Source organism: Vibrio sp. ZF 223 (assembly GCF_003050585.1).
In the GTDB taxonomy this organism is placed as follows: Bacteria; Pseudomonadota; Gammaproteobacteria; order Enterobacterales; family Vibrionaceae; genus Vibrio; species Vibrio crassostreae.
In genome coordinates, this window is the sequence record NZ_PIGB01000008.1 from 153,159 (window position 1) to 174,597 (window position 21,439).

Below are 21,439 nucleotides of genomic sequence, written 5' to 3' on the forward strand. Positions count from 1 at the left end.
TCTGTTAAGCCGAGTATTCGACAGTCCAATATAGAAGTCACATAATTACTTTGCAAACCTCTACATTGTAGGAGTTAGTACCCAGTTTATTCCTAGTGAACCAACGTTCTTGGCTAAGATACATAGGTTGGATTGACAGCAATACGTTTCTATAATTTCTTAGTTCATAAAGCCTTAGCACAGTTCTTTATAAGTTCGATTAGTTATAAGGAGCTCTGTGTCTAGGCCATGATGTTCAAGAGGTTCTAGGGCTTATTGTAAGTCAACTTATCAATGTTGATCATGTGAAGAGCTATCATCTCAATCAACTTGGTGCTAATAAAACCATATCCATACTTTACTATCGTGTTCATAAGGCAGGTTTATTTTGGCTTCACTTCTGTATTTTGTTTGGGGAAAGACTTTCTGATAGACGAAGTTATTTTCCAGATATTACTTAATATCATGAGGTAAATAGCAAAGCAGACGATAAAAGCATAGAACATGATATATTCTGGAATGTTTAACATTTCAGCAGAAATGCCTATCATCACGTAAAGAGTTGCAATACTACAAATAACAATAAGTGTTTGTGTTGAGCTTAACCCCAAACGCTGGAAAATGTGGTGTAAATGTTCACGGTCGGGATGAAAAGGTGAGTCACCTCTTCTTACTCTACGAATCATAATAGCCGCCATATCCATTAGAGGGACAGCAATTAACCATAGAGCAGTAACTGGACGTAGTGGGGGCGCACTTCCGTTTTGACTCGAGAGCAATAATAGCCAAATTACAGTAAAGCCAATCAGCATGCTTCCTGCATCCCCCATAAACACTTTTCTTTTTCGACCAAAGGCACCCAGGTTAAGCAATATATATGGGATAATAGCAACGACTAATACCAGGCAAATGTAGGCTAAATTTGCCTGTCCATCAAAGCTAAGCATAATACCTAGGCCACCGAAGGTGACAATAGATAATCCACCGAGTAGGCCATCTATCCCGTCGACCATATTGAAAGCATTAATTGCACCAACCACTGCAAGAATGGTTACAAAATATCCAAACCAGCCCAAGGTGATCACATCGCCGCTACCGAAGACATCACCTATAGTATTTAGCTCAATACCACCAACAACCATCATTATGATAGATAGTCCCGCTTGAACAGCAAACCGTAACTTAAAGCTGATGTCGTATTTGTCATCCAAAACGCCAATACCAACAAGTATCAGTACACATGCGGCGTAGAGTTCTGCATTTGGCAAAATTTCCGGATTATTGAATAAGAAGTATAGGATGGAAATACAAATAGATACTCCACCGACCAAGGGAATAGCTCCATCATGCAGTTTACGAGCATTTGGTTTGTCAACTAATCCTATTTTTTTTGCAAATTTACGCAGGGTAAAAGTGGTGGCTAGAGAAAACAAAAAAAGAAAAGAGAGATCAATAAATGAGATGAGCACGATTTAGCCTAATAGTGTATTTGAGGATATTTTAGTGTATTTATTATCGAGTTGAAAGAAGGGAGGATGATCTACGTGATCTTTCTCTATGGTATGTAGATTTTCATTTACGTCTAATTGCTCCCAACCGGCTGTCTGTTTTTTCGAACGAAGTGATGTCCTTTTATACTTTCACTCAGTCTGCCCATGAGTTTCTTTAGGTCACTTAAGTAACTAGGACATGGAGTCAAATGGGAATCGTTACTAATGAGATGAGCAAAACTGACATGAATCATATATGTTTTTGGCGATTGAGAATAAGGTTTTGTAGAATCACAAGAACTTGCGCTGTTTACGCTTAATACGCACTGGCGCTAGAGAGTTGTTTGCGTATGTTGAATTGTTAGCAGCCTGAAGACCGCTTTCAAAAGTTTACAAATCACACAATACTAACACTATATGGTGTGATAGCATTTGCAGTTATTAATTTAGATGTTTTGAGAGACTCACATTGAAAAAACATAGCCAACCACAGCCTTACTCCCCAGAAAATCCTCCAGTGTATAGCGCAAATGATGAAATTGATCTGCGAGAACTTTTTAAAGCGCTATGGGATGGGAAACTAATAATAATTTTGATCACTGCATTTTTCACAGCTAGTAGTATTGCCTTTGCACTGTTAGCTCAAGAATGGTGGTCTTCTAGTGCTAAAATAACAAAAGCTCAACCTCAAAACCTAGCTGCATATCAGCAACAGGTAAGGCAATTTCAACCTGTTTTTAATATATATCAAGAAGATGGAACCGTCCTTGTTAGCAAAGAGCTAGATAGTTTGGTTGATTCTAAAGTGTTGTTCCAACGGTTTATAAATGCTTTTAATTCAACTAATAATAAGAGAGCTTTTTTAGATAACAGTGCCGAATTCCAAGAGTTTAAAAGCTCTATGGCTGTTGGTAGTTCTGATATGAGCGTTGATGAGGCTAGAGCTTTTCATGCTGAATGGTTTAACAAGATCTCAGCTTTTACAGCTGATAATAAAGGGCCGAATTCACCATACACTATTAATTTCCAAACACTGACTAAGGAAAGTAGTTTCGATCTGTTAACAGCTTACATTTTGGCTACAGAGTTAAACGTTCATGAAGATGCATTTAATAACTTGCAGGCTATCGTGAACGGCAAACGAAACGAGTTGGTGCAACAAAAAAGAATTTTAGAAAGCCAGGCAAGCAATCAACTGTTAGTTGAAACCGCACGAGCAAAGTATGCAGCTCAAATTGCTAAGTCCGCAGGCGTCGAGAGGCCAATTCAAACTGGTAATGAGAAAGAGTTGTTTAGTATTGATTTAGGCGCTAAAGGATTAGATGCTAAAGTGAAAGCTCTAGAATCAGTCAAAAATTTAAGTGTCATAGAGCCTCGCCTTCAGGGAATTAACGCAAAGCTAACCATGCTTAATAACCTAGACATTGATCGTACTGTTGGGTTTCAAACGTTTCGTTTTTTAGAGAATGTCGAGCAACCTATTACTCGAGATAAACCCAAACGAGTGCTGATTGTTCTCTTTGGTTCCTTCATCGGTGTGCTTTTCGGAGCGGGCTTTGTGCTGATAAGATTTGCATTTAGAAAAGAAGATTAACTTCCATTCAATGGCTAGTGTCTCACACTAGCCATTTTTTATTCCCCCTTACATACAATCCCCTGAGCTACGGCCTGCACAACGAATGGCTGTCGTAACTCAATCCAAATACTGATACCTAACGTTTGGCGGGTTAGGGTTGCTTCTCCTTAACACATAGAATGAGATACCAACCTCCGTACATCACTAAACCAGCATTAAGCGAAAGTGCGGGCGACCGCGTTCAAATTTTCTCCATTCATCTTTTTACCCCTTTCTGACGCAATCCTGACTTTTTTTTGAATCGTTGTGGTGCGTTTATTAATTATACATTTACTTGATAGCGGTAATTACCTATCATAATGCTCAATTAGTTGTTTAATCAGAGTAATTCCTTTTTAGGCTATCTATCATTGATTAGATGGTTTTGGTTGGATATTGAAAGCAAAGCAGCAATTTTCTGGTGTTGGTACCTTCTGAGTACCATTTTTGTAGTGTCATACGAAAAGATTATGCTAGCTGCTCGCTTGCTGCATACAAAGCAAGCTACTCTTAAGTTCTTTGTGCTTGTTAAACAGCATTGATAAATCTGGCGAAATTCAAAAAGTACAGTATTGACCTGTCTGTAGCTTCTAGCTTCAGCATGCAATATTGTGCAATTGCGTCAGTAGCTTTGGTACGGAATGGCGTGTATGAGTGTCTGCTTTTTGGGCTTTCATACAAAAACTGATTAGACTATCGCTTAGATTTGCTAGGAAAATCAGCCTCAGTTCAGTTTGAAATATGGAAGATATAATTATATGAAAATGCAGTGGTTAGCTAGGGTTTCACCTTTGTTGTTGCTATCAGCAACAGCTGTTGGAGCTGAAAATTTATACGTAGGCGCTAAAGTCGGTAGTGTAACTGCCGATAACTTTGCACCATTAGTAGAGAGCCGTACGGCTATTGACGACTCAGACACATCTTACGGTTTGTTTGTGGGTTATCAATTATTGGACACCTTGTCTATAGAAGGCAGCTACAACTATCTTGGTGAATATAACCTTAAAGATATTGCCGGTGGTAGTTACGATGCAAGCACCTTTGACGTGCTACTTAAAGCCTCTGGTAACATAAACGATAGTCTAGCGTTATATGCTAAAGGTGGCTTCGCTATTTATGACTGGAACGCAAACGGCCCTGGCGTGGAATCTGATGATTCTGGCGTGATTCCAACAATCGCTTTCGGTTCTGAATACTCGATTACACCATCAATGAAGATTGGCTTAGAGTATCAATTCTATGATGGTATTGGTGGTGTTAACATCGATTCATTTAATGTTGCCTTGTCTCATAGCTTTTAATCATTTGTAGGGATAAATTGTGAAATATAAAATCTTAGCGTTATCAGTCGTTGGTGCGATTCTTGGGGGCTGTGGTAGCGATAATGACAACAGCGTTCCGCCTGAACAAGCGTATCGTAATATTACGGCATTCGACCCTGCAGTTATGGGTATGAAAGGCACATTCAGCTGTGACGATGGTACAAAGGGTTCTCTTGAAGAAACAAACTACTACGGTGTTTCTGAAGTTACTGAGCTTACCGTTCTTAACTACCCTGAAACTTGTTCGTTTGCTTACGCTGCAACAGCGGATGCAGTTGACGTTTCTAACGGCAAAGACATGAGTAAGGTGAGCTACAAGTTCCCTAAAGGCCTAGCGAACTACGACGACCTTGTGACATCTTCTCCAATCTCAACACTGATTGAGAAAGAGCTAGATGGTCAATCTTATGATGAGTCGATTGGTGAACAGATTCTTAACGATCTTGGCTTGGGCTACCTAGTAAACAATGGTCGTGCTACTAGTGTTGCTGACTTCCTGCGTCGCACGCAAGAAATTATTGAAGACCTTCCTGCATCTGAAGCTAGCCTAGTGTCAGCAACCGCAGCGGTACTATCAGACGTACTTGTCGTAAGCCCGAATGCATCAGCAACAGAGTTGTCTGACGCAGCGGTTGCAATCACTGAAAAAGTTCTTATAAGCTACCCTGATTACCCTACAGCGCCGGGTGGTGGTGAGATTTATCTAGATCTGACTGAAGACCCAACGTTAATTGAAGAAGCAGTTAAAGACCCTAATAATGTAGGTACTCTTCCACCGCCAAAAGATTCAGAACCGGTTCCAGACCCAGATGAAGGCACTAAGCCACCAACTGGCGGTACTGGTGGTACTGGCGGTACTGGCGGTACTGGCGGTACTGGCGGTGGCGGTAACGGCGGTGGTACTGGCGGCTAATTTAAGCATCATTAATAAAAGGCACCACTCGGTGCCTTTTTTGCATGCTATTAATATCGAGCACAGTCACCATTAAACTCTGTCGCGATTAAACATAGTCACTTTCAAGCACTGTTACTAATAAACACGGCCACTATCTAACATAGTCACTGTCAAATACGGTTAAAACCTATTGTATCCCAATGAAAATATTCAGTTATTCTAAAAGCGCATCTCTCATAGCTTCTCTTAGCGCATTAGCGATCGCTTCTAATGCCTACGCCGTCGATAACTTGATGTCGTCCCAAAGTTATACCGGCGCAATCATTGTGCCCAACGCTCAAGTGATGGACACTGGCGACATCTCTTACCTTTACGGCCAAGGCGTGCCATACAAGGGCAAAACCAGTGAGTTAGATAACATATTATTCAGCGTTGGCTTATTCGATGGTTTTGAAGCAGCGGGCAGAATTGTCACAAAAACTTATGACTGTCACCTCTACAAAAATGTACCGAACTACAATCCTAATTGTGGTAACGGTATTCGTGATTTGTCGGCATCGTTTAAATACCAACTTCCTTTCGTTAAAGATTGGACAGGGTTCGATTTGGCGATAGGTGTTCAAGATTTTGGTGGCGCAGCCAGCAACTTTGAAACCTACTATGCAGTAGCCGATTTTGAACCTGACTTTGTCCCTGCAAGGTTTAGCGCCGGTTACGGTAAATCAGAAGTGAGCCATGGCGTTCTGAACGGGCCCTTTGCCAGCTTAGAATATCAGCCGTTGGATTTTGTTCAGCTGATTGCAGAACACGACTCTCACCAATTCAATGCTGGCCTTAAGGTATTTACACCAGAACACTACTTACCACTGGATACGCAGTTATCTTTTCAATACCAGTTTTATACCAGTGGTAATGCCGATATAGATATTTGGTCGGTAGCTGCATCTACTCCTTTAATGGGCTTCTCTGAGTCTCGTCGAGTGAATGAGTTAACCCTAGAAGACAAGATCGCAGTAGAACAAGCGCATCATAAATTTGCTGGTATGGTTCAACTTAAAAAAGCACTGGTTGATGAAGGCTTTCTTAACGTTAGAATTTCGGCTGATGATATTGGTTTAAACGTAGCACTGGAAAACCGACGTTATAATCGTAACCAAGTTGATGGCGTTGGTGTCGCGTTGGGTATTATCTCTTCCTACGTGGGAGAAGGTATGCTTCAAGGCCTGGGGGTTAAAAACTACCAACAACAAAACATTCGCCTGTTTAACTTGGTGAATGACATTCCGATGATGGAAGTGATCACCAATGCGCCATGTTACCGTGAGTTTGTAAAAACGGGTGAACCTTGCAAAACACTTCTTGTTCGTACTTCAGATGTGAAAAAGAGTTATGCAAAGGCGGAATTTGATAAAGAGGCCGCTCGTTCGGGATTTGGACGTACGCAGGTGATTGTATCTCCAGCTTTGTATCACAACACCGCAACAGAATACGGTGTGTTTGACTACTCTTTAGCGCTTGCTACTAACTTATACACACCTCTGTGGAAAGGTGCAGCTTTGGATGTTCGACACGTAATGCCACTGGCCGAAAGTGATGACTTTGAAGACGGCGAAATATGGGGTGATAACGGGTTTGAAAACGAAGTCGATAGGGTTCTTTTCCACCAAGCATTCCAATTGCCTTACAACCTCACGACTCAGTTCTCATTCGGTCAGGTTTACGGAAACTTCTTAGGATTTTTGAATGAAACGCAGTATGCGAACAATAGTGGTCGTCACATTCTAGGAGCTGAATACGCGAACTTTTCTGCTCAAGATAAGTACGACTCAAGAGGGAAAGCTATCTTAGATGCGACCCCTATGATTGGCCACTACACCTACTCAAGACCGGACTGGAACTGGCAAGGTAAAGTGCAAGCAGGTCAATTTTGGAAAGGCGATGAAGGGGTACGTGTGACAACCAGCCACTGGTTGGGTGATGTAAGAGTTGATGCGTCATACCAGACCACAAAAGCAGTAGGCAGCAGTGAAGCCGAAGATTTTGTGACGCTTTCTATCGCGATTCCGCTGACACTATGGCGTGATATGAGCCCTGACTACGTTCAATTACGTGGTATCGACCAGTTTGTATACGCACTTCAAACTCGCGTTGGTGATACTCACAATAATCTAGGCACAGGCTTAGGTGTCGATACTGGCTTGCAACACAACATTGAAAGACAGTACTTTAACCGTAACCGCATCGGCGCAAGTTACTACTATGAAAACCGACAGCGCTTACGCAACGCTTCCTAAAATATTTAGAAGCAGTAAAATAATTCAGCGTAACATTTAAATCTAAGAGCCAGCACCTCATGTGTTGGCTCTTTTTTTGCTCTTGCTCTTGCTCTTAGCTCTTCGTTCACTCGAATCCCGTTTACCCGAATCTCGATACTGCTCTTATCTTTTCGCATCTCGTTCACTCGCATCCCGAATCTGCCCTTAGGCTCTTCGCATCTCGTTCACTCGCATCCCGAATCTGCCCTTAGGCTCTTCGCATCTCGTTCACTCTCATCCCGAATCTACCATTAGGCTTTTCGCATCTCGTTCACTCGCATCCCGAATCTGCCATTAGGCTTTTCGTATCTCGTTCACTCGTATCCCGAATCTGCTCCTAAACCATTCAACTAGGTTGATAATAACCACAATTTGTGGATAATGTTTACGGATTAAAATGACCGGATGCAAGCATCGTTTTTGCTGCGTTTTGGGATAACTACGCAGTGTGGTGTTGCGGACTATCAAGGGGCGGTAGCATCTTGATTTTTCGATGATAAATGAGAGTTAGATCTTATTATTTGTTCACGTAAGCACTATTTTAAGCTGCATAGCTGATAAAATTACGCGCTTAACTTCCTTTGGTGTCCTTTTGGGTATCACAACACATTCCACCTCTATTACTTGGTTAACATGAAGATCAATAAAAATCGTCTCCTTTTCGCGCTTATACCTGCATTGCTTGTAGGGTGTACGACTCCAGGTACTCACCTGTCTACCGGTGGCAAGAATGTGATTCAGCCTTCTGAGGAACAACAAGAGTCTGATATTTCTGAAGTAGTGAATGTGTATCCGCTGACGGCGCAGCTAGTATCGACTTACCAGACGGGTACATTGTCGGTGTCACAAGCCAACCCTGAACTCGACCTAGACATCGCAAAGTATGAATACAAAGTCGGTGTGGGCGATATCTTAAACATCACGATTTGGGACCACCCTGAATTGACGATTCCTGCGGGCTCTTACCGTAGTAGTACCGAAGCCGGTAACTGGGTTCATGCTGACGGCACCATCTTCTACCCGTACATTGGTACAGTCGAAGTGGCAGGAAAAACGGTCCGTGAAATTCGTTCTGATATAGCGACACGTTTGGCGAAATACATCGAAAGCCCTCAAGTTGACGTTAACGTCGCGGCCTTCCGCTCTAAGAAAACCTACATTACTGGCGAAGTGTCTAACCCTGGCCAGCAGCCAATCACCAATATCCCATTAACATTATTGGATGCCGTGAACCGTTCTGGTGGTTTGTCTGAAGATGCTGATTGGCGTAATGTTTCATTAACCCGCAATGGCGTGGAAGAAAATCTTTCGCTCTACGGTTTAATGCAACGTGGTGACCTAACCCAAAACCGCTTATTGCAAGCGGGTGATATTGTTCACGTACCTCGTAACGATAATCAGAAAGTGTTTGTGATGGGGGAAGTGAAAGAGCCTAAGTTATTAAAGATTGATCGCGTAGGAATGAGCCTAACCGAAGCACTCAGTAACGTAGGTGGTATTAATGAACTTACCGCCGATGCAACCGGTGTGTTTGTGATCCGAACTTCTGATGATAAATCAGAGCGCATGGCGGATATTTACCAACTGGACATCGAAGATGCGTCAGCCTTAGTGATTGGCACCGAATTTGATTTAAAGCCTTACGACATTGTTTACGTAACGGCCGCACCAATCAGCCGTTGGAACCGTGTAATCGGTCAGTTGCTTCCAACCATCAATGGATTTAACAACCTAACCGAAGGTATGTTGCGCGTTCGTAATTGGTAATAAGCCCTGGTTTGTAATAAACCCTAATTAATCATCAGGTTGCATTGTACGTGTAACCTGATTTTTACATCTAAAAGTAAACCCAGTTTATAAGCCCAATACAATTAGAGACCATTATGTTTAATAAAATTTTAGTCGTATGCGTGGGCAACATTTGTCGTTCCCCGACTGGAGAGCGAGTTTTACAAAACTTGCTGCCTAACAAAGAAGTGGCCTCTGCCGGTATCGCGGCCGAGAAAAGCCGTTTAATCGGTAAGCCTGCAGACGACACGGCGATTTTGATCGCTGCAGAAAACGGGGTCGATGTTGAAAATCACCAATCGCAGCAAGTTACACCACAGCTTTGTGCGCAGTATGACTTGATCTTGGTGATGGAGAAGGGCCATATGGAGGCGCTTACTCAAATATCGCCAGAGGCACGCGGTAAAACCATGCTGTTCGGTCAGTGGATTGGCCAAAAAGACATTCCTGACCCTTACCGTCAAAGCCGTGAAGCGTTTGAACACGCTTATAAGCTGATTGACGAAGCGGCACAAGCTTGGGCAAAAAAGCTGTAATTGATAGAGAAAATCTTCAGTTAAGCTATGTTGCATAGCCACCAACAGAATCATATAAAAGAGAAGTACGCGGAGCGTATATATCGTCTCTTAAATAGCAATAATTTAGGAAGTAGCAAACAAATGACAACACAACCCTCTCAGCAATCGCATACAGATAACTCTGATGAGATAGATTTAGGAAAACTGCTTGGCATTCTGCTGGACGCTAAATGGCTAATCATGCTGACCACATTTGCTTTTGCTGTGTTTGGTATTGCGTTTGCATTGCTTTCAACGCCGATATACAAAGCCGACGCGTTGATTCAAATTGAAGAGAAGAGCTCTGGCGGTATATCTTCTATGGTCGGCGATATGGGCGAACTATTCTCGCAAGAGTCATCGGCAACCACCGAAGTTGAGATCATCAAATCTCGTATGATCTTGGGCGAAACGGTCGATAAGTTTAACCTCACGACGGTGACATCACCGAACTACGCACCTATCGTCGGCAAAGGCTTTGCTCGCTTAACAGGCGACATCAACCACATCGCAGTGAGCCGCTTTACTTTGCCAAGCTATGCGAGCGGTTACGAACACACCATTCAAATTCTCGATGCCGAGCAGGGCACTTACCAACTGGTTCGTGACGATGAGCGAGTTATCTTAAAAGGCAAAGTGGGTGAGCTAGCAACAGCCGACGACTACAGCTTGTTTGTGGCAGGTTTTGAATCACACAACGATTTTGAATTCTCTATTAGTCAACGTAGCCGACTAGAAGCGATCGAATGGTTGAAGAAGTCTTTATCATTGTCTGAGCAAGGTAAGCAAACCGGCATTTTGAAGCTGAGCTTTGAAGGTGAAAACAAGCAACAGATCTCTGAAATCCTCAATCACATTAGTCAGATCTACTTCTTACAAAATGTGAAGCGTAATTCAGCAGAAGCAGAGAAGAGTCTCTCTTTTCTAGAAAGTCACCTTCCGGGCATTAAATCTGAGCTAACTGGTTATGAAGACGTACTAAATAATTACCGCCAAAAGAACGAATCGATCGACTTGGGTTTAGAAGCACAATCAACCCTGAAGGTAATGGTAGAGCTTGAAGCGCAATTGAATGAACTGACGTTTAAAGAGAGTGAAATCAGCCAGCGTTTCACTAAAGATCACCCAGCATACAAAGCCCTACTTGATAAGCGTAAAACGCTATTGGGTGAGAAAGAGCGCTTAAACAAGCAAGTGCAAAAGCTGCCGAAAACACAACGTGAAGTACTGCGTATGACACGTGATGTTGAAGTAAACCAACAGATCTACATCCAGCTATTAAACAAGGTTCAAGAGCTGAGCATCATCAAAGCCGGTACCGTCGGTAACGTTCGTATCTTAGATGACGCGCAAGCGTATGCTCGTGCCGTTAAACCGAAGAAGCCACTGATTGTTGTATTAGCAACGCTACTGGGTGGCATGCTAAGCGTCGCGTTTGTATTAGTAAAAGCAGCGCTCCACCGTGGTGTGGAAAGCCCAGACCAAATTGAACAAATTGGCCTTCCGGTTTACGCTGCGGTACCAAAATCAGATTTACAGATTGAGCTAACCAACCGCTTTAAATCGAAGAAAGTACAAACAAAAGGCGTTCAGGCATTGCTTGCCGAATCGAACCCTGCCGACCTTTCGGTTGAAGCACTGCGTGGCCTTCGTACTAGCTTGCACTTTGCGATGCTAGAAGCGAAAAACAACGTTTTGATGATCTCTGGCCCTGCACCGGGCATTGGTAAATCCTTTATCTCGACCAACTTTGCTGCAGTAGCCGCAAAAACAGGCCAAAAGGTATTATTGATTGATGCCGATATGCGTAAAGGTTACCTACAACAAAGCTTTGGCGTGAACTGGGACAACGGCCTTTCTGATGTATTAAGCAGCAAGCAAGAGTTTGCTCAATCTGTTAAAACCACACCAGTAGAAAACCTACATATTATTACTCGCGGCCAAGTACCACCCAACCCATCTGAGCTGCTGATGCACCCACGCTTTGCAGAGCTAATGGAATGGGCATCAAAAGAGTATGACTTGGTGATTGTCGATACCCCACCCGTACTAGCGGTAACCGACCCAAGCATTGTCGGCGCCTTCGCTGGCACCACACTAATGGTGGCGCGCTACGGCCAAAACACCATTAAAGAGATCGACGTGGCTCGCAACCGTTTCGAACAATCAGGTATTGAAGTGAAAGGCGTTATCTTCAACGCCATCGAGAAGAAAGCTTCAAGCTCATACGGCTACGGTTACTACAACTACGCATATTCGAGCGATAAGAAATAAAGAGCAGTAACGAGATGCGAGTAGCGAAGAGCAGATACGAGATGAGAGTGGCGAGATACGAAAAGCGCCACTCGAATCCGCTCTTCATCTCTTCGCATCTCGTTTACTTGTATCTTATCTCCTCACCTAATAGTAAAAAATAACGGCGTCATTCCCTACAGCGAGGCACGAGCGTGATAGGGAATCTCTTTTCGTCGTGGATACCAACCATTTAAATTGGTCGTGTCATTGAGATTCCAGATATTTCGTCCCTCAATTCTGGAAGGACGGAGTCTAATAGGGGGCGCATCCCGTCGCCCGCATCCGCTCTTTAGCTCTTCGCATCTCGTTTACCCGCTACCCGCATCTGCTTTTAAGCTCTTCGCATCTCGTTTACCCGCCACCCGCATCTGCTCCTCTAGCTCTTCGCATCCCGTTTACCCGTCACTCGAATCTGCTCTTTAGCTCTTCGCATCTCGTATACCCGTCACCCGTATCCGCACTTAGTCTCTTCGCATCTCGCTTACCCGCTACCCGCATCTAGCTCTTCGCATCTCGCTTACCCGCTACCCGCATCTGCTCTTAGTCTCTTCGCATCTCGTTTACTCGCATCCCGCATCTGCTCCTCTAGCTTTTCGCATCTCGATTACTCGCATCCCGCATCTGCACTTCTACTTTTTTATAACCCCTCCCGTTAAATACAATCCAATCGCCGCTAACACCGGATAACCAAACGCCTCATTGGTCATTTCCCCTAATGGCTTCCAATCGTAGCCGTGCATACAACCTAAAATAACCATCACATGCAGCGCCACATAAGGAATGGTGAACAACAACACAATGTATCGCTGTACCAACTTAAAAGGTTCATACGCTTTAAGCAGTGCCAGCTTGTGCTTCGCTTTTTCTTCATCAGTAAAAAACATCGCATCTCCTGTGTTGGTGATTGCATCTAACCCTTTGTTAATGGAAGACTGGCTCCCAAATATTCTTCCGAACAATGTCATACTGCTCCTTGGTTTATGGATGGCTATATACCGCCTTTCTCGTCACTCCCGCTCTTAAGCCTTTCGCATCTCGCTTACTCGCATCCCGCATCTGCTCTTCCTGCTTTTCGCTACTCGTTTACCCGCATCTCGAATCCGCTTTTAGTCTATTCGCATCCGCTCTTAATCCTTTCGCATCTCGTTTACCCGAATCCCGCATCTGCTCTTAAGCCTTTCGAATCTCACTACCCGTCACTCGCATCCGCTCTTAAGCCTTTCGCATCCCGTTTACCCGTCACTCGCATCCGCTCTTAAGCCTTTCGCATCCCGTTTACTCGCATCCCGCATCTGCTCTTTAAGCTCTTCGCATCCCGTTTACTCGCATCCCGCATCCCGCATCCCGCATCTGCTCTTAAGCTCTTCGTATCCCGCATCTGCTCTTAAGCTTTTATCTTCAAAACAGGACATGCCTTATTCACGCCCCAATCTTTATGCCCCTTAACATTCTCATCTGAAATCAAGAACTGCTCTTGTAGTGCGGCCATCAAACCAAACAGCGCCTTGCGCTGCGCAAGTGTGAAGTTATCTTCTGGTTGCAGTTCGGCATTACAGCCACCGACCATACAAATCCCAATATTGCCCTTGTTGTGTCCTTTCACATGCGCGCCGGTTTGCGACAGCGGCCTGCCAAGTTCGACATCCCCATTGCGACGAATAACAAAGTGATACCCGACATCGCGCCAGCCTCTCTTTTTATGCCATCGGCGAATCTCGGCTACGTCTACATCTTGCTGTGGCGGCGTGGCGCTACAATGCACTGTAATAAAAGAATATGGCGGACAAAAGGGTAAGCGGAGCAAAACTGAAACCAAGCTTAGAGAATAGGAAGCAGGAGATAAGCAAGGCTCTAACGAAGGGATGAGCTCTATAGAGTCAGCCTGTTCTCGTGAATCTGAAGGCTCTTCCGTGCTAGCCCGTTCTTGCAAACAGGTCGGCTCTTGCAAAACAGCAGGCGCCTCTAACGGCTGGTGTGGAACTCGATCAGTTGCTGGTGGAGTGTTTGACAAAATAAATCCTCGTGTTGTTGTAACCAAGTGATTAAAGACGTTGATAACGATTCTTTTAAATTAGGATGCAAGGCGATGTGTTGTCGCAAACTGGCGGCTACGGTTTTGGCATAACCAGAGTGGTGGTTTACATAACGTAAATACATCACGCAATAACCCAGTGGCTGGCTACGCCGCGCTCGGCTGATCATCCAACAAATATCCTCATAGCTGGGGACGTCACCGCATTCATTCTCATTAAAGTAACAACCTTCAATTTGGCTTTCTTTATAGCCGCCGGCTTCATAGCTCAGTACTTGGCCAGCCCCATCGCTATCACTAAAAAATAACGGCTGGCGAGACGGATTGAGGGGATCAGCTAGGCACTCGATGCTCGCCATACCGGGTTGATACGCTGAAATAAAAAGAGAAACTATCGCCTTCATTAAGCACCTTATTGCTGTATGGGGAAGGCAATGTACTTCAACACTCTTGATTGGGGGTGGCGGTAATAACGCGAAAACGGAGGAACACAGAAAAGTGAGAGGTGCTTCGCAGGTTATCAGTTTTGGTACTGTTCTTGTTGCATATTGATGAGAGTGAACAGGAAAAACACTTTTTGTTACTTTTTATCCCGCCTCACTGTTGCCCCTAATGCATAAAAAAGTGGTGTTAATGCTCTTTTATGTCAATGGCCGGTTATAGGAATGGCCAGCTAACAAGGAGCGTTATTCATGTGTGTTTCTCTTATTCTTTCTTTTATGCCGATGAAAACCGGTTCGCCTATCAGCAAGTTGGTGCTCTTAAAGTTGGCTGATAATGCCGACGCGCGCGGCGTGTGTTTTCCTTCCTTCAATTACTTGGCGCAATATTGCGAAGTGTCGGTAAGAACCGTGAAACGACACGTTAATGAGCTCGAAAAGCAAGGCTTTGTGAAGCGAATAAAGCGCTTTGATGATTCGGGACGCCAGCGCAGCAATATTTATCAGCTGCGCTTACCCAGCGACAGCCACATTCAGCAGGCCGATTTAGGCCAAGCAAATAGAGATTTAGATCAAACTGACCATTCAGACACTCCCCTGGGTGACTCAAGATCCAGCACGGAGAGTGATCATCCTGCACACATAATCTTTCATAAAGAACATAAAACAGAGCTGAGCTTGAAAAACGGCCTCTTAGACGACATCGATGTGCTTGATCCCCCAAGCGGTTCTGAACAACATGAGAGCTCCCCTTTCACCTCCAAACCCAAAACCAAAAATAAAGCCGTGATTCATCTGCTCACCAAAGAGGGCAGCGCACCGATTTATCATGAGTTCTACAAAATCTTAGAAAGCACCTACCCAAAGTTAGATGTGCTGCAAGAACTGCATGCCATGCAAGCCTGGCTGTACATCAACCCCGATAAGCGCAAACCCTTCGAGCACATTGGCCACTTTGTGAATGGCTGGCTGAGAAGAAGTGCTCAGGCCAAAGCGAAGCGAGACTCATCGCCAGTCTCTAAGCAAGCAAGGGCGGGTAAACCAGCAAGGGCTTCTACACCAACCAAGGCAGCTAAACCCCAAAAGGCCGCGCAAGCAATAGGTTCCACAAAAACAATAGGCTCCGAAACGGCAATACAGGAAGCTAAGCCCATGGAACCCAAACAACCCACACCTGTCTCTCAGGCTTTAGCGGACTACAAAGCCAAAAGCACCACTAACCCGTTTGAAGCGCGTATCAAGGCCCTAGTTCAATCCAAGTCGTCGAGTGCTGATTCTAAGCAGTGATTATTCGATTATTCAGACGACCAAAAGCAGAGCAAAGAACTTAGGCAAATCAAAAACGAATACAGACAAAAAACGTCAAGAGACAAAAGTAGAATTAGGGAGAGGGCACATGGACGATATCAGCCTAAAAAAACTGACAACGGAAGAAAAAGTCACCATTTTAGAAAAAGAGATAGCGCGAGTAGAAGGGCGTATTGGCGAGTTCTTGAAACTGCTGGTTAGCCACTACCCGCAAGGGCTAACACGCACCGAGATTAAAGCGTTATTGGCGATAAACAACAACCCAAGCTTTGTGTCGCTATACCGCAACGGCAATATTTTTATTGATATAGAAAAGCGCTACTGCGACGCAGCACAAGAAAACCGCTACCACATAGGGACTCAGTATCTACAAGACGTACAATGCTCGCGCTGGGTCAATACTTTGTGAGGCACTTGTCAGAATGAGGTAAATTGCAAACTGGTCAATATGCACTTGATTTGCTAGACTACGCAGCAAATTAAAACCGTATGTAAAACGCATAAACCTGAAACACAGTGAAAAATTGTGATTCATTGCCTGTAGGAGCCAAACCTAAGGGCGGTAGCGTACCCAAACGTGAGTGGCTAGCTAGTTAAAAGTGCTCCAAGCCACTGAAAGACTGTTTTTTGTTGCCTATTGGGGCGGTTTTAAGAAAGTAAGAAAAATCTAGGTATTATAAGGGATTGTCTAAAATAGACTGTCTCAAAATGAATAAAAAGTGTCTCAGTGGCTTAACATTGGCTGAGATACTCTCGTGAGATTAAACCTCAAAAATTCTATACATCTTCACGCTCGTGAGTTGTTCTAAACAGTATATTACAAGAGAAAACTATGAAGATCCTCGTCACTGGTGGTGCTGGCTTTATCGGCTCTGCGGTCATTCGTCATATCATTAAGAATACATCTGACAGCGTGGTCAACGTTGATAAGCTTACTTACGCAGGTAATTTAGAATCTCTTAGCGAAGTGGATTCGTCTGAGCGCTATGCCTTTGAGCAAGTCGATATCTGTAATCGTTCTGAGCTTGATCGAGTGTTCGCTGAGCACAAACCAGATGCGGTGATGCACCTAGCGGCTGAATCGCATGTTGACCGTTCAATCACTGGCCCAGCAGCATTCATTGAAACGAATATTGTCGGCACTTATACCCTGTTAGAAGCGACTCGCGAATATTGGAATACACTTGAAGCTAACGTAAAAGCAGAGTTTCGTTTTCACCACATCTCTACTGATGAAGTTTATGGTGATCTTCCACATCCAGATGAAGTTCAAGAAGGCACAGCGCTGCCAATGTTCTTAGAGACAACCTCGTATGAGCCATCTAGCCCATACTCGGCGTCAAAAGCATCGAGCGATCATTTAGTTCGTGCATGGTTACGCACTTACGACCTGCCGACCATAGTAACTAACTGCTCTAATAACTATGGTCCATATCACTTTCCTGAAAAGTTGATCCCATTAGTTATCCTAAATGCTTTGGAGGGAAAAGACCTCCCTATCTATGGTAAAGGCGACCAAATCCGTGACTGGCTGTTTGTTGAAGATCACGCCCGCGCACTATACAAGGTAGTAACCGAAGGTAAGGTTGGTGAGACTTACAATATTGGCGGTCACAACGAGAAGAAGAACCTCGAAGTTGTGAATACGATTTGCGACATCCTAGATACGTTAGTGCCTAAAGATTCAGCGTATGCAGAGCAGATCACGTATGTTCAAGACCGCCCAGGTCACGACCGTCGATATGCTATTGACTCATCTAAAATGCAGCGTGAGCTAAACTGGACGCCCGAAGAGACATTTGAAACAGGGCTTCGTAAAACAGTGCAATGGTATTTAGATAACTCAGCATGGTGTCAAAACGTACAAGATGGTAGTTACCAACGTGAGCGTTTGGGTGTAGAAACAACAGAATCAAAGGTGAAGAAATAATGAAAGGGATTGTTCTAGCTGGTGGCTCAGGCACGCGTTTATACCCATTGACTCGCGGCGTGTCCAAGCAGCTATTGCCGATTTACGACAAGCCAATGGTGTTTTATCCAATCTCAACATTAATGCTCGCTGGCATTAAAGATATTTTGATTATTACTACACCAGAAGATAACGCAGGTTTTCAGCGCCTACTGGGTGATGGTTCTGATTTTGGTATTAATCTTGAGTACGCGATTCAGCCAAGCCCTGATGGCTTAGCACAAGCGTTTATCATCGGTGAAGAGTTCATTGGTGATGACAGCGTGTGTTTAGTGCTAGGTGATAACATCTTCTACGGTCAGTCTTTTAGTCGCCAATTAACAAAAGCTAGAGAGTTAACATCGAAAGGTTTATCAACGGTATTCGGTTACCAAGTAAAAGACCCAGAGCGTTTTGGTGTGGTTGAATTTGATGAAGACATGAAGGCCGTTTCTATTGAAGAGAAACCGCAAACACCAAAATCTAACTATGCGGTAACTGGGTTGTATTTTTACGACAACCGTGTAGTTGAAATGGCCAAAAAAGTTAAACCATCTCATCGTGGTGAACTAGAAATTACCACACTTAATGAAATGTACCTCAATGATGGATCTCTGAATGTTGAGCTATTAGGTCGTGGTTTCGCCTGGTTAGATACTGGTACGCATGAAAGCCTGCACGAAGCCTCTTCTTTCGTTCAAACGATTGAAAATGTTCAAGGCTTGAAAGTCGCTTGTTTAGAAGAAATCGCGTGGCGTAACGGTTGGTTGAGTGATGAGCAAGTTCTGACTCTAGCCAAACCAATGATGAAAAATGAATACGGCCAGTACTTGACTCGTTTAGTGACTGAAGCGCATAAAAAGGCAGTAAGCTAATGCGTATTTTAATTACAGGTTGTCATGGCCAAGTGGGTTCGAGTCTAACTGAGCAGTTAGCGAACGATGAGGATACCGAGACGTTAGCGCTTGATAGAGAGCATCTTGATATTACTAACCAAGAGGCAGTCAATGAAGCTGTTGCTGACTTTCAACCTACTATCATTATTAATGCCGCGGCCCATACTGCCGTTGATAAGGCCGAAGAGGAAGTGCAACTTTCTTTCGCCATTAACCGCGATGGTCCAAAATACTTAGCCCAGGCGGCACAAAGCGTTGATGCGGCCATTTTGCATATCTCGACTGATTATGTCTTTGAAGGCAATAAAGCCGGCGAATATGTGGAAGCGGATGCGACAAACCCACAAGGGGTTTACGGTAAAAGTAAGCTCGCTGGTGAAATCGCCGTGGCACAAGCGTGTGCAAAACACGTTATCCTTCGTACTGCATGGGTGTTTGGTGAGAACGGTAATAATTTCGTGAAAACCATGCTGCGTTTAGGTGAAAACAGAGACGCCTTGAGCATTGTCGGTGACCAGTTTGGCGGGCCGACTTATGCGGGTGACATTGCCAATGTATTGATTAAAATTGCGAAGCGCATCGCTCAAGGTGATACGGTTGAGTATGGCGTTTACCACTACTCAGGCTTGCCACATGTGAGTTGGTTTGATTTTGCTGATGCGATTTTTGATATTGCTGTTAATCAAGGCTTTCTTGATAAAAAACCGAGCTTAACGAGTATTGTCACCGATCAATACCCAACGTCGGCTAAGCGCCCAAGTAACTCTCGATTAAGTACAAAGAAAATCAGTGAAGGTTTCTCTGTTGAAGCGAGTGACTGGCAAGTTGCATTAGAAAAGATTAAAGGATATATGGCTTAAATATGAAAGTTATAGATACTAAAATCCCAGATGTGAAAATTATAGAGCCCACAGTCTTTGGTGATGCACGAGGTTTCTTTATGGAAACCTGGAATCAAAATAAATTTGAAGAATTAGTGACGGGAAGGCCGATCCAATTTGTGCAAGATAACCATTCAAAGTCGAAAAAGGGTATTTTGCGTGGTTTGCATTATCAAACTGAAAACACCCAAGGCAAGTTAGTTCGCGTTGTTTCTGGTGAAGTGTTTGATGTTGCGGTCGATATTCGCAAAGGCTCGCCAACCTTTGGTCAATGGGTAGGTGAATACTTATCTTCAGAGAACAAACGTCAATTGTGGGTGCCAGAAGGATTTGCTCATGGGTTTTATGTGACCAGTGATGAAGCGGAGTTTGTTTATAAATGTACAAATTACTACACTCCATCGAGCGAAATATCTCTAAAGTGGAATGATAATGATCTAGCTATAGTATGGCCTGTTATTGGACAACCGGTTCTTTCAGAAAAAGATGATAATGCTATCTCCCTTAAAGAAGCCATATAGTGGTGAACATTTGAATTTAAGAAATATCACTCCTATATTGATATCTTTTTTTGTTAGGTTTTTATCTGGTTTATTACCAATCTTAGTCATCTATGCAATGGATGTTATGTATGATAAAAATAATACAGGAGTCTATCTTTTTTTGGTTGGTATATCGTCCATTATTGCAAACTTTACTCAAGGTATTATGCCTGTCAGCTATGCGGACGCATTTTTAAAAAATAAAGAAAAGGTAAAATTAACAGTTTTTGATTACAAAAAATCTATAATTAATGTATTTGTAACTGTGACCTTTGTTAGTATTGTGGCATGCTTTTTAGATGTTGAATATTTGACAGGGAATATAATTGAATTTTTAATGCTATCGTTAGCATATATGAATTTTACTTTTTTAGGAAAGTATTATTTAAATAAATTTAGTGTCAACCACTTTGTTTTTTACAATGTAGCGTGTCCAAATATTATAGTTCTAGTATCGATGTCTATTATGGTTTTATTTAATGTTAGGTTTGAGTTATATTATATATTTACGTCGCTTTCTATCATTTCATTTTTACCAATAATTAAGTTGAATTTATTTTGTTATACTACAGTAGATAAAAATGAAATTAATGTCCATTTTCGTCTCAACTTTAAAGAAAGGATATTAAGAGCTCTTTTAGCCATAATAGAGCAATTAGATGTATTGATTCTAACTTTTGTGGGACTTCATCAATTGGTTGTATTTGCTTACCTCAAACGTATTGTCGGCGTTGGTTCGATTGCATCATCTATCATAACCAAAACATTTGAGTCAAAAATTGTTGGTGGTAGTTTGAATGTCAATTTAATGGCTACGGTTAAATATTGTATTTGTGGTATGCAAACAATATTTGTCATATGTATTTTCTTTTTAGCAGAAGATATTTTCAGCAATGAGAATGCCTACTTGTTCATTTCAGCTGGAGTTATATCAGTATTTCAAATTTTAATATCTGGTGAAGTGGTTTCAATTTTATTAGATGAAAAAAGAACCATAATTACAATATTATTTTTATCAGCTATTATAACTACTTCTTTGGTTCTGTACTTTAACTCGAACATGACAACATTGAACTTTAGTATTCTATTTATAGTTGTTAATCTATTCAAGATTCTAATATTAAAAAAGGTATAAA

General features: G+C 43.0%; 18 protein-coding genes. 14 read left to right on the forward strand and 4 right to left on the reverse strand.

Going from position 1 to position 21,439, the window contains the following annotated elements:
* Positions 1-362: 362 nt before the first annotated feature.
* On the reverse strand, positions 363-1,448 hold the full coding sequence (gene wecA / locus CWO13_RS16115) for a UDP-N-acetylglucosamine--undecaprenyl-phosphate N-acetylglucosaminephosphotransferase (RefSeq protein WP_108083210.1): 1,086 nt from the start codon (positions 1,446-1,448) through the stop codon (positions 363-365).
* 490 nt (positions 1,449-1,938) lie between these two features.
* Between wecA and CWO13_RS16120 the strand changes: the two genes are divergently transcribed.
* The 7 genes from CWO13_RS16120 (at position 1,939) to CWO13_RS16150 (ending at position 12,235) form a co-directional block, all read left to right on the forward strand.
* Positions 1,939-3,063: an LPS O-antigen chain length determinant protein WzzB gene (locus CWO13_RS16120; protein ID WP_108083211.1), complete on the forward strand. Its 1,125-nt coding sequence runs from the start codon at positions 1,939-1,941 to the stop codon at positions 3,061-3,063.
* Positions 3,064-3,842: 779 nt separating this feature from the next.
* Complete coding sequence (locus CWO13_RS16125; RefSeq protein WP_108020244.1) at positions 3,843-4,385, forward strand: outer membrane beta-barrel protein; 543 nt, start codon at positions 3,843-3,845, stop codon at positions 4,383-4,385.
* Positions 4,386-4,404: 19 nt separating this feature from the next.
* Positions 4,405-5,319, forward strand: coding sequence for a serine/threonine protein kinase (locus CWO13_RS16130; protein ID WP_108083212.1), 915 nt, complete (start codon positions 4,405-4,407; stop codon positions 5,317-5,319).
* Positions 5,320-5,501: 182 nt separating this feature from the next.
* Entirely contained in the window at positions 5,502-7,595 is a 2,094-nt protein-coding gene (locus CWO13_RS16135) for a YjbH domain-containing protein (protein ID WP_258186387.1), read from the forward strand.
* A 654-nt stretch (positions 7,596-8,249) separates the two neighbouring features.
* Positions 8,250-9,383 carry a polysaccharide export protein gene (locus CWO13_RS16140; RefSeq protein WP_108083213.1) on the forward strand — a complete coding sequence of 378 codons (1,134 nt, stop codon included), beginning with the start codon at positions 8,250-8,252 and terminating at the stop codon, positions 9,381-9,383.
* Between the two features lie 116 nt (positions 9,384-9,499).
* Positions 9,500-9,940 (forward strand): low molecular weight protein-tyrosine-phosphatase, encoded by a 441-nt coding sequence (locus tag CWO13_RS16145; RefSeq protein WP_048663167.1) that lies wholly within the window; start codon positions 9,500-9,502, stop codon positions 9,938-9,940.
* Positions 9,941-10,063: 123 nt separating this feature from the next.
* The gene (locus tag CWO13_RS16150; RefSeq protein ID WP_108083214.1) at positions 10,064-12,235 is read left to right on the forward strand and encodes a polysaccharide biosynthesis tyrosine autokinase; all 2,172 of its coding nucleotides are present in this window, start codon (positions 10,064-10,066) and stop codon (positions 12,233-12,235) included.
* A 650-nt stretch (positions 12,236-12,885) separates the two neighbouring features.
* On the opposite strand, the gene CWO13_RS16155 is transcribed toward CWO13_RS16150, so the two are convergent.
* From CWO13_RS16155 to CWO13_RS16165, 3 genes are all read right to left on the reverse strand, one after another.
* Positions 12,886-13,221 (reverse strand): hypothetical protein, encoded by a 336-nt coding sequence (locus tag CWO13_RS16155; RefSeq protein ID WP_108020250.1) that lies wholly within the window; start codon positions 13,219-13,221, stop codon positions 12,886-12,888.
* 419 nt (positions 13,222-13,640) lie between these two features.
* Entirely contained in the window at positions 13,641-14,204 is a 564-nt protein-coding gene (locus CWO13_RS16160; protein ID WP_258186388.1) for an N-acetylmuramoyl-L-alanine amidase, read from the reverse strand.
* A 14-nt stretch (positions 14,205-14,218) separates the two neighbouring features.
* Positions 14,219-14,692, reverse strand: coding sequence for a hypothetical protein (locus CWO13_RS16165; RefSeq protein ID WP_108083216.1), 474 nt, complete (start codon positions 14,690-14,692; stop codon positions 14,219-14,221).
* Between the two features lie 288 nt (positions 14,693-14,980).
* Between CWO13_RS16165 and CWO13_RS16170 the strand changes: the two genes are divergently transcribed.
* The 7 genes from CWO13_RS16170 (at position 14,981) to CWO13_RS16200 (ending at position 21,438) form a co-directional block, all read left to right on the forward strand.
* The gene (locus CWO13_RS16170; protein ID WP_108083217.1) at positions 14,981-16,015 is read left to right on the forward strand and encodes a helix-turn-helix domain-containing protein; all 1,035 of its coding nucleotides are present in this window, start codon (positions 14,981-14,983) and stop codon (positions 16,013-16,015) included.
* 109 nt (positions 16,016-16,124) lie between these two features.
* Positions 16,125-16,445, forward strand: a complete 321-nt coding sequence (locus tag CWO13_RS16175) for a hypothetical protein (protein WP_108083218.1) — start codon at positions 16,125-16,127, stop codon at positions 16,443-16,445.
* 423 nt (positions 16,446-16,868) lie between these two features.
* Positions 16,869-17,966 (forward strand): dTDP-glucose 4,6-dehydratase, encoded by a 1,098-nt coding sequence (gene rfbB / locus CWO13_RS16180; protein ID WP_108083219.1) that lies wholly within the window; start codon positions 16,869-16,871, stop codon positions 17,964-17,966.
* Complete coding sequence (rfbA, locus tag CWO13_RS16185) at positions 17,966-18,859, forward strand: glucose-1-phosphate thymidylyltransferase RfbA (protein WP_108083220.1); 894 nt, start codon at positions 17,966-17,968, stop codon at positions 18,857-18,859. Before rfbB ends, rfbA begins: the two co-directional genes overlap by 1 nt.
* Complete coding sequence (rfbD, locus tag CWO13_RS16190; RefSeq protein ID WP_108083221.1) at positions 18,859-19,740, forward strand: dTDP-4-dehydrorhamnose reductase; 882 nt, start codon at positions 18,859-18,861, stop codon at positions 19,738-19,740. The genes rfbA and rfbD overlap by 1 nt, the downstream gene beginning before the upstream one ends.
* A 2-nt stretch (positions 19,741-19,742) precedes the next feature.
* Positions 19,743-20,282, forward strand: a complete 540-nt coding sequence (rfbC, locus tag CWO13_RS16195) for a dTDP-4-dehydrorhamnose 3,5-epimerase (RefSeq protein ID WP_108083222.1) — start codon at positions 19,743-19,745, stop codon at positions 20,280-20,282.
* Entirely contained in the window at positions 20,254-21,438 is a 1,185-nt protein-coding gene (locus CWO13_RS16200; RefSeq protein WP_108083223.1) for a hypothetical protein, read from the forward strand. Before rfbC ends, CWO13_RS16200 begins: the two co-directional genes overlap by 29 nt.
* The last annotated feature ends 1 nt before the right edge of the window (position 21,439 follow it).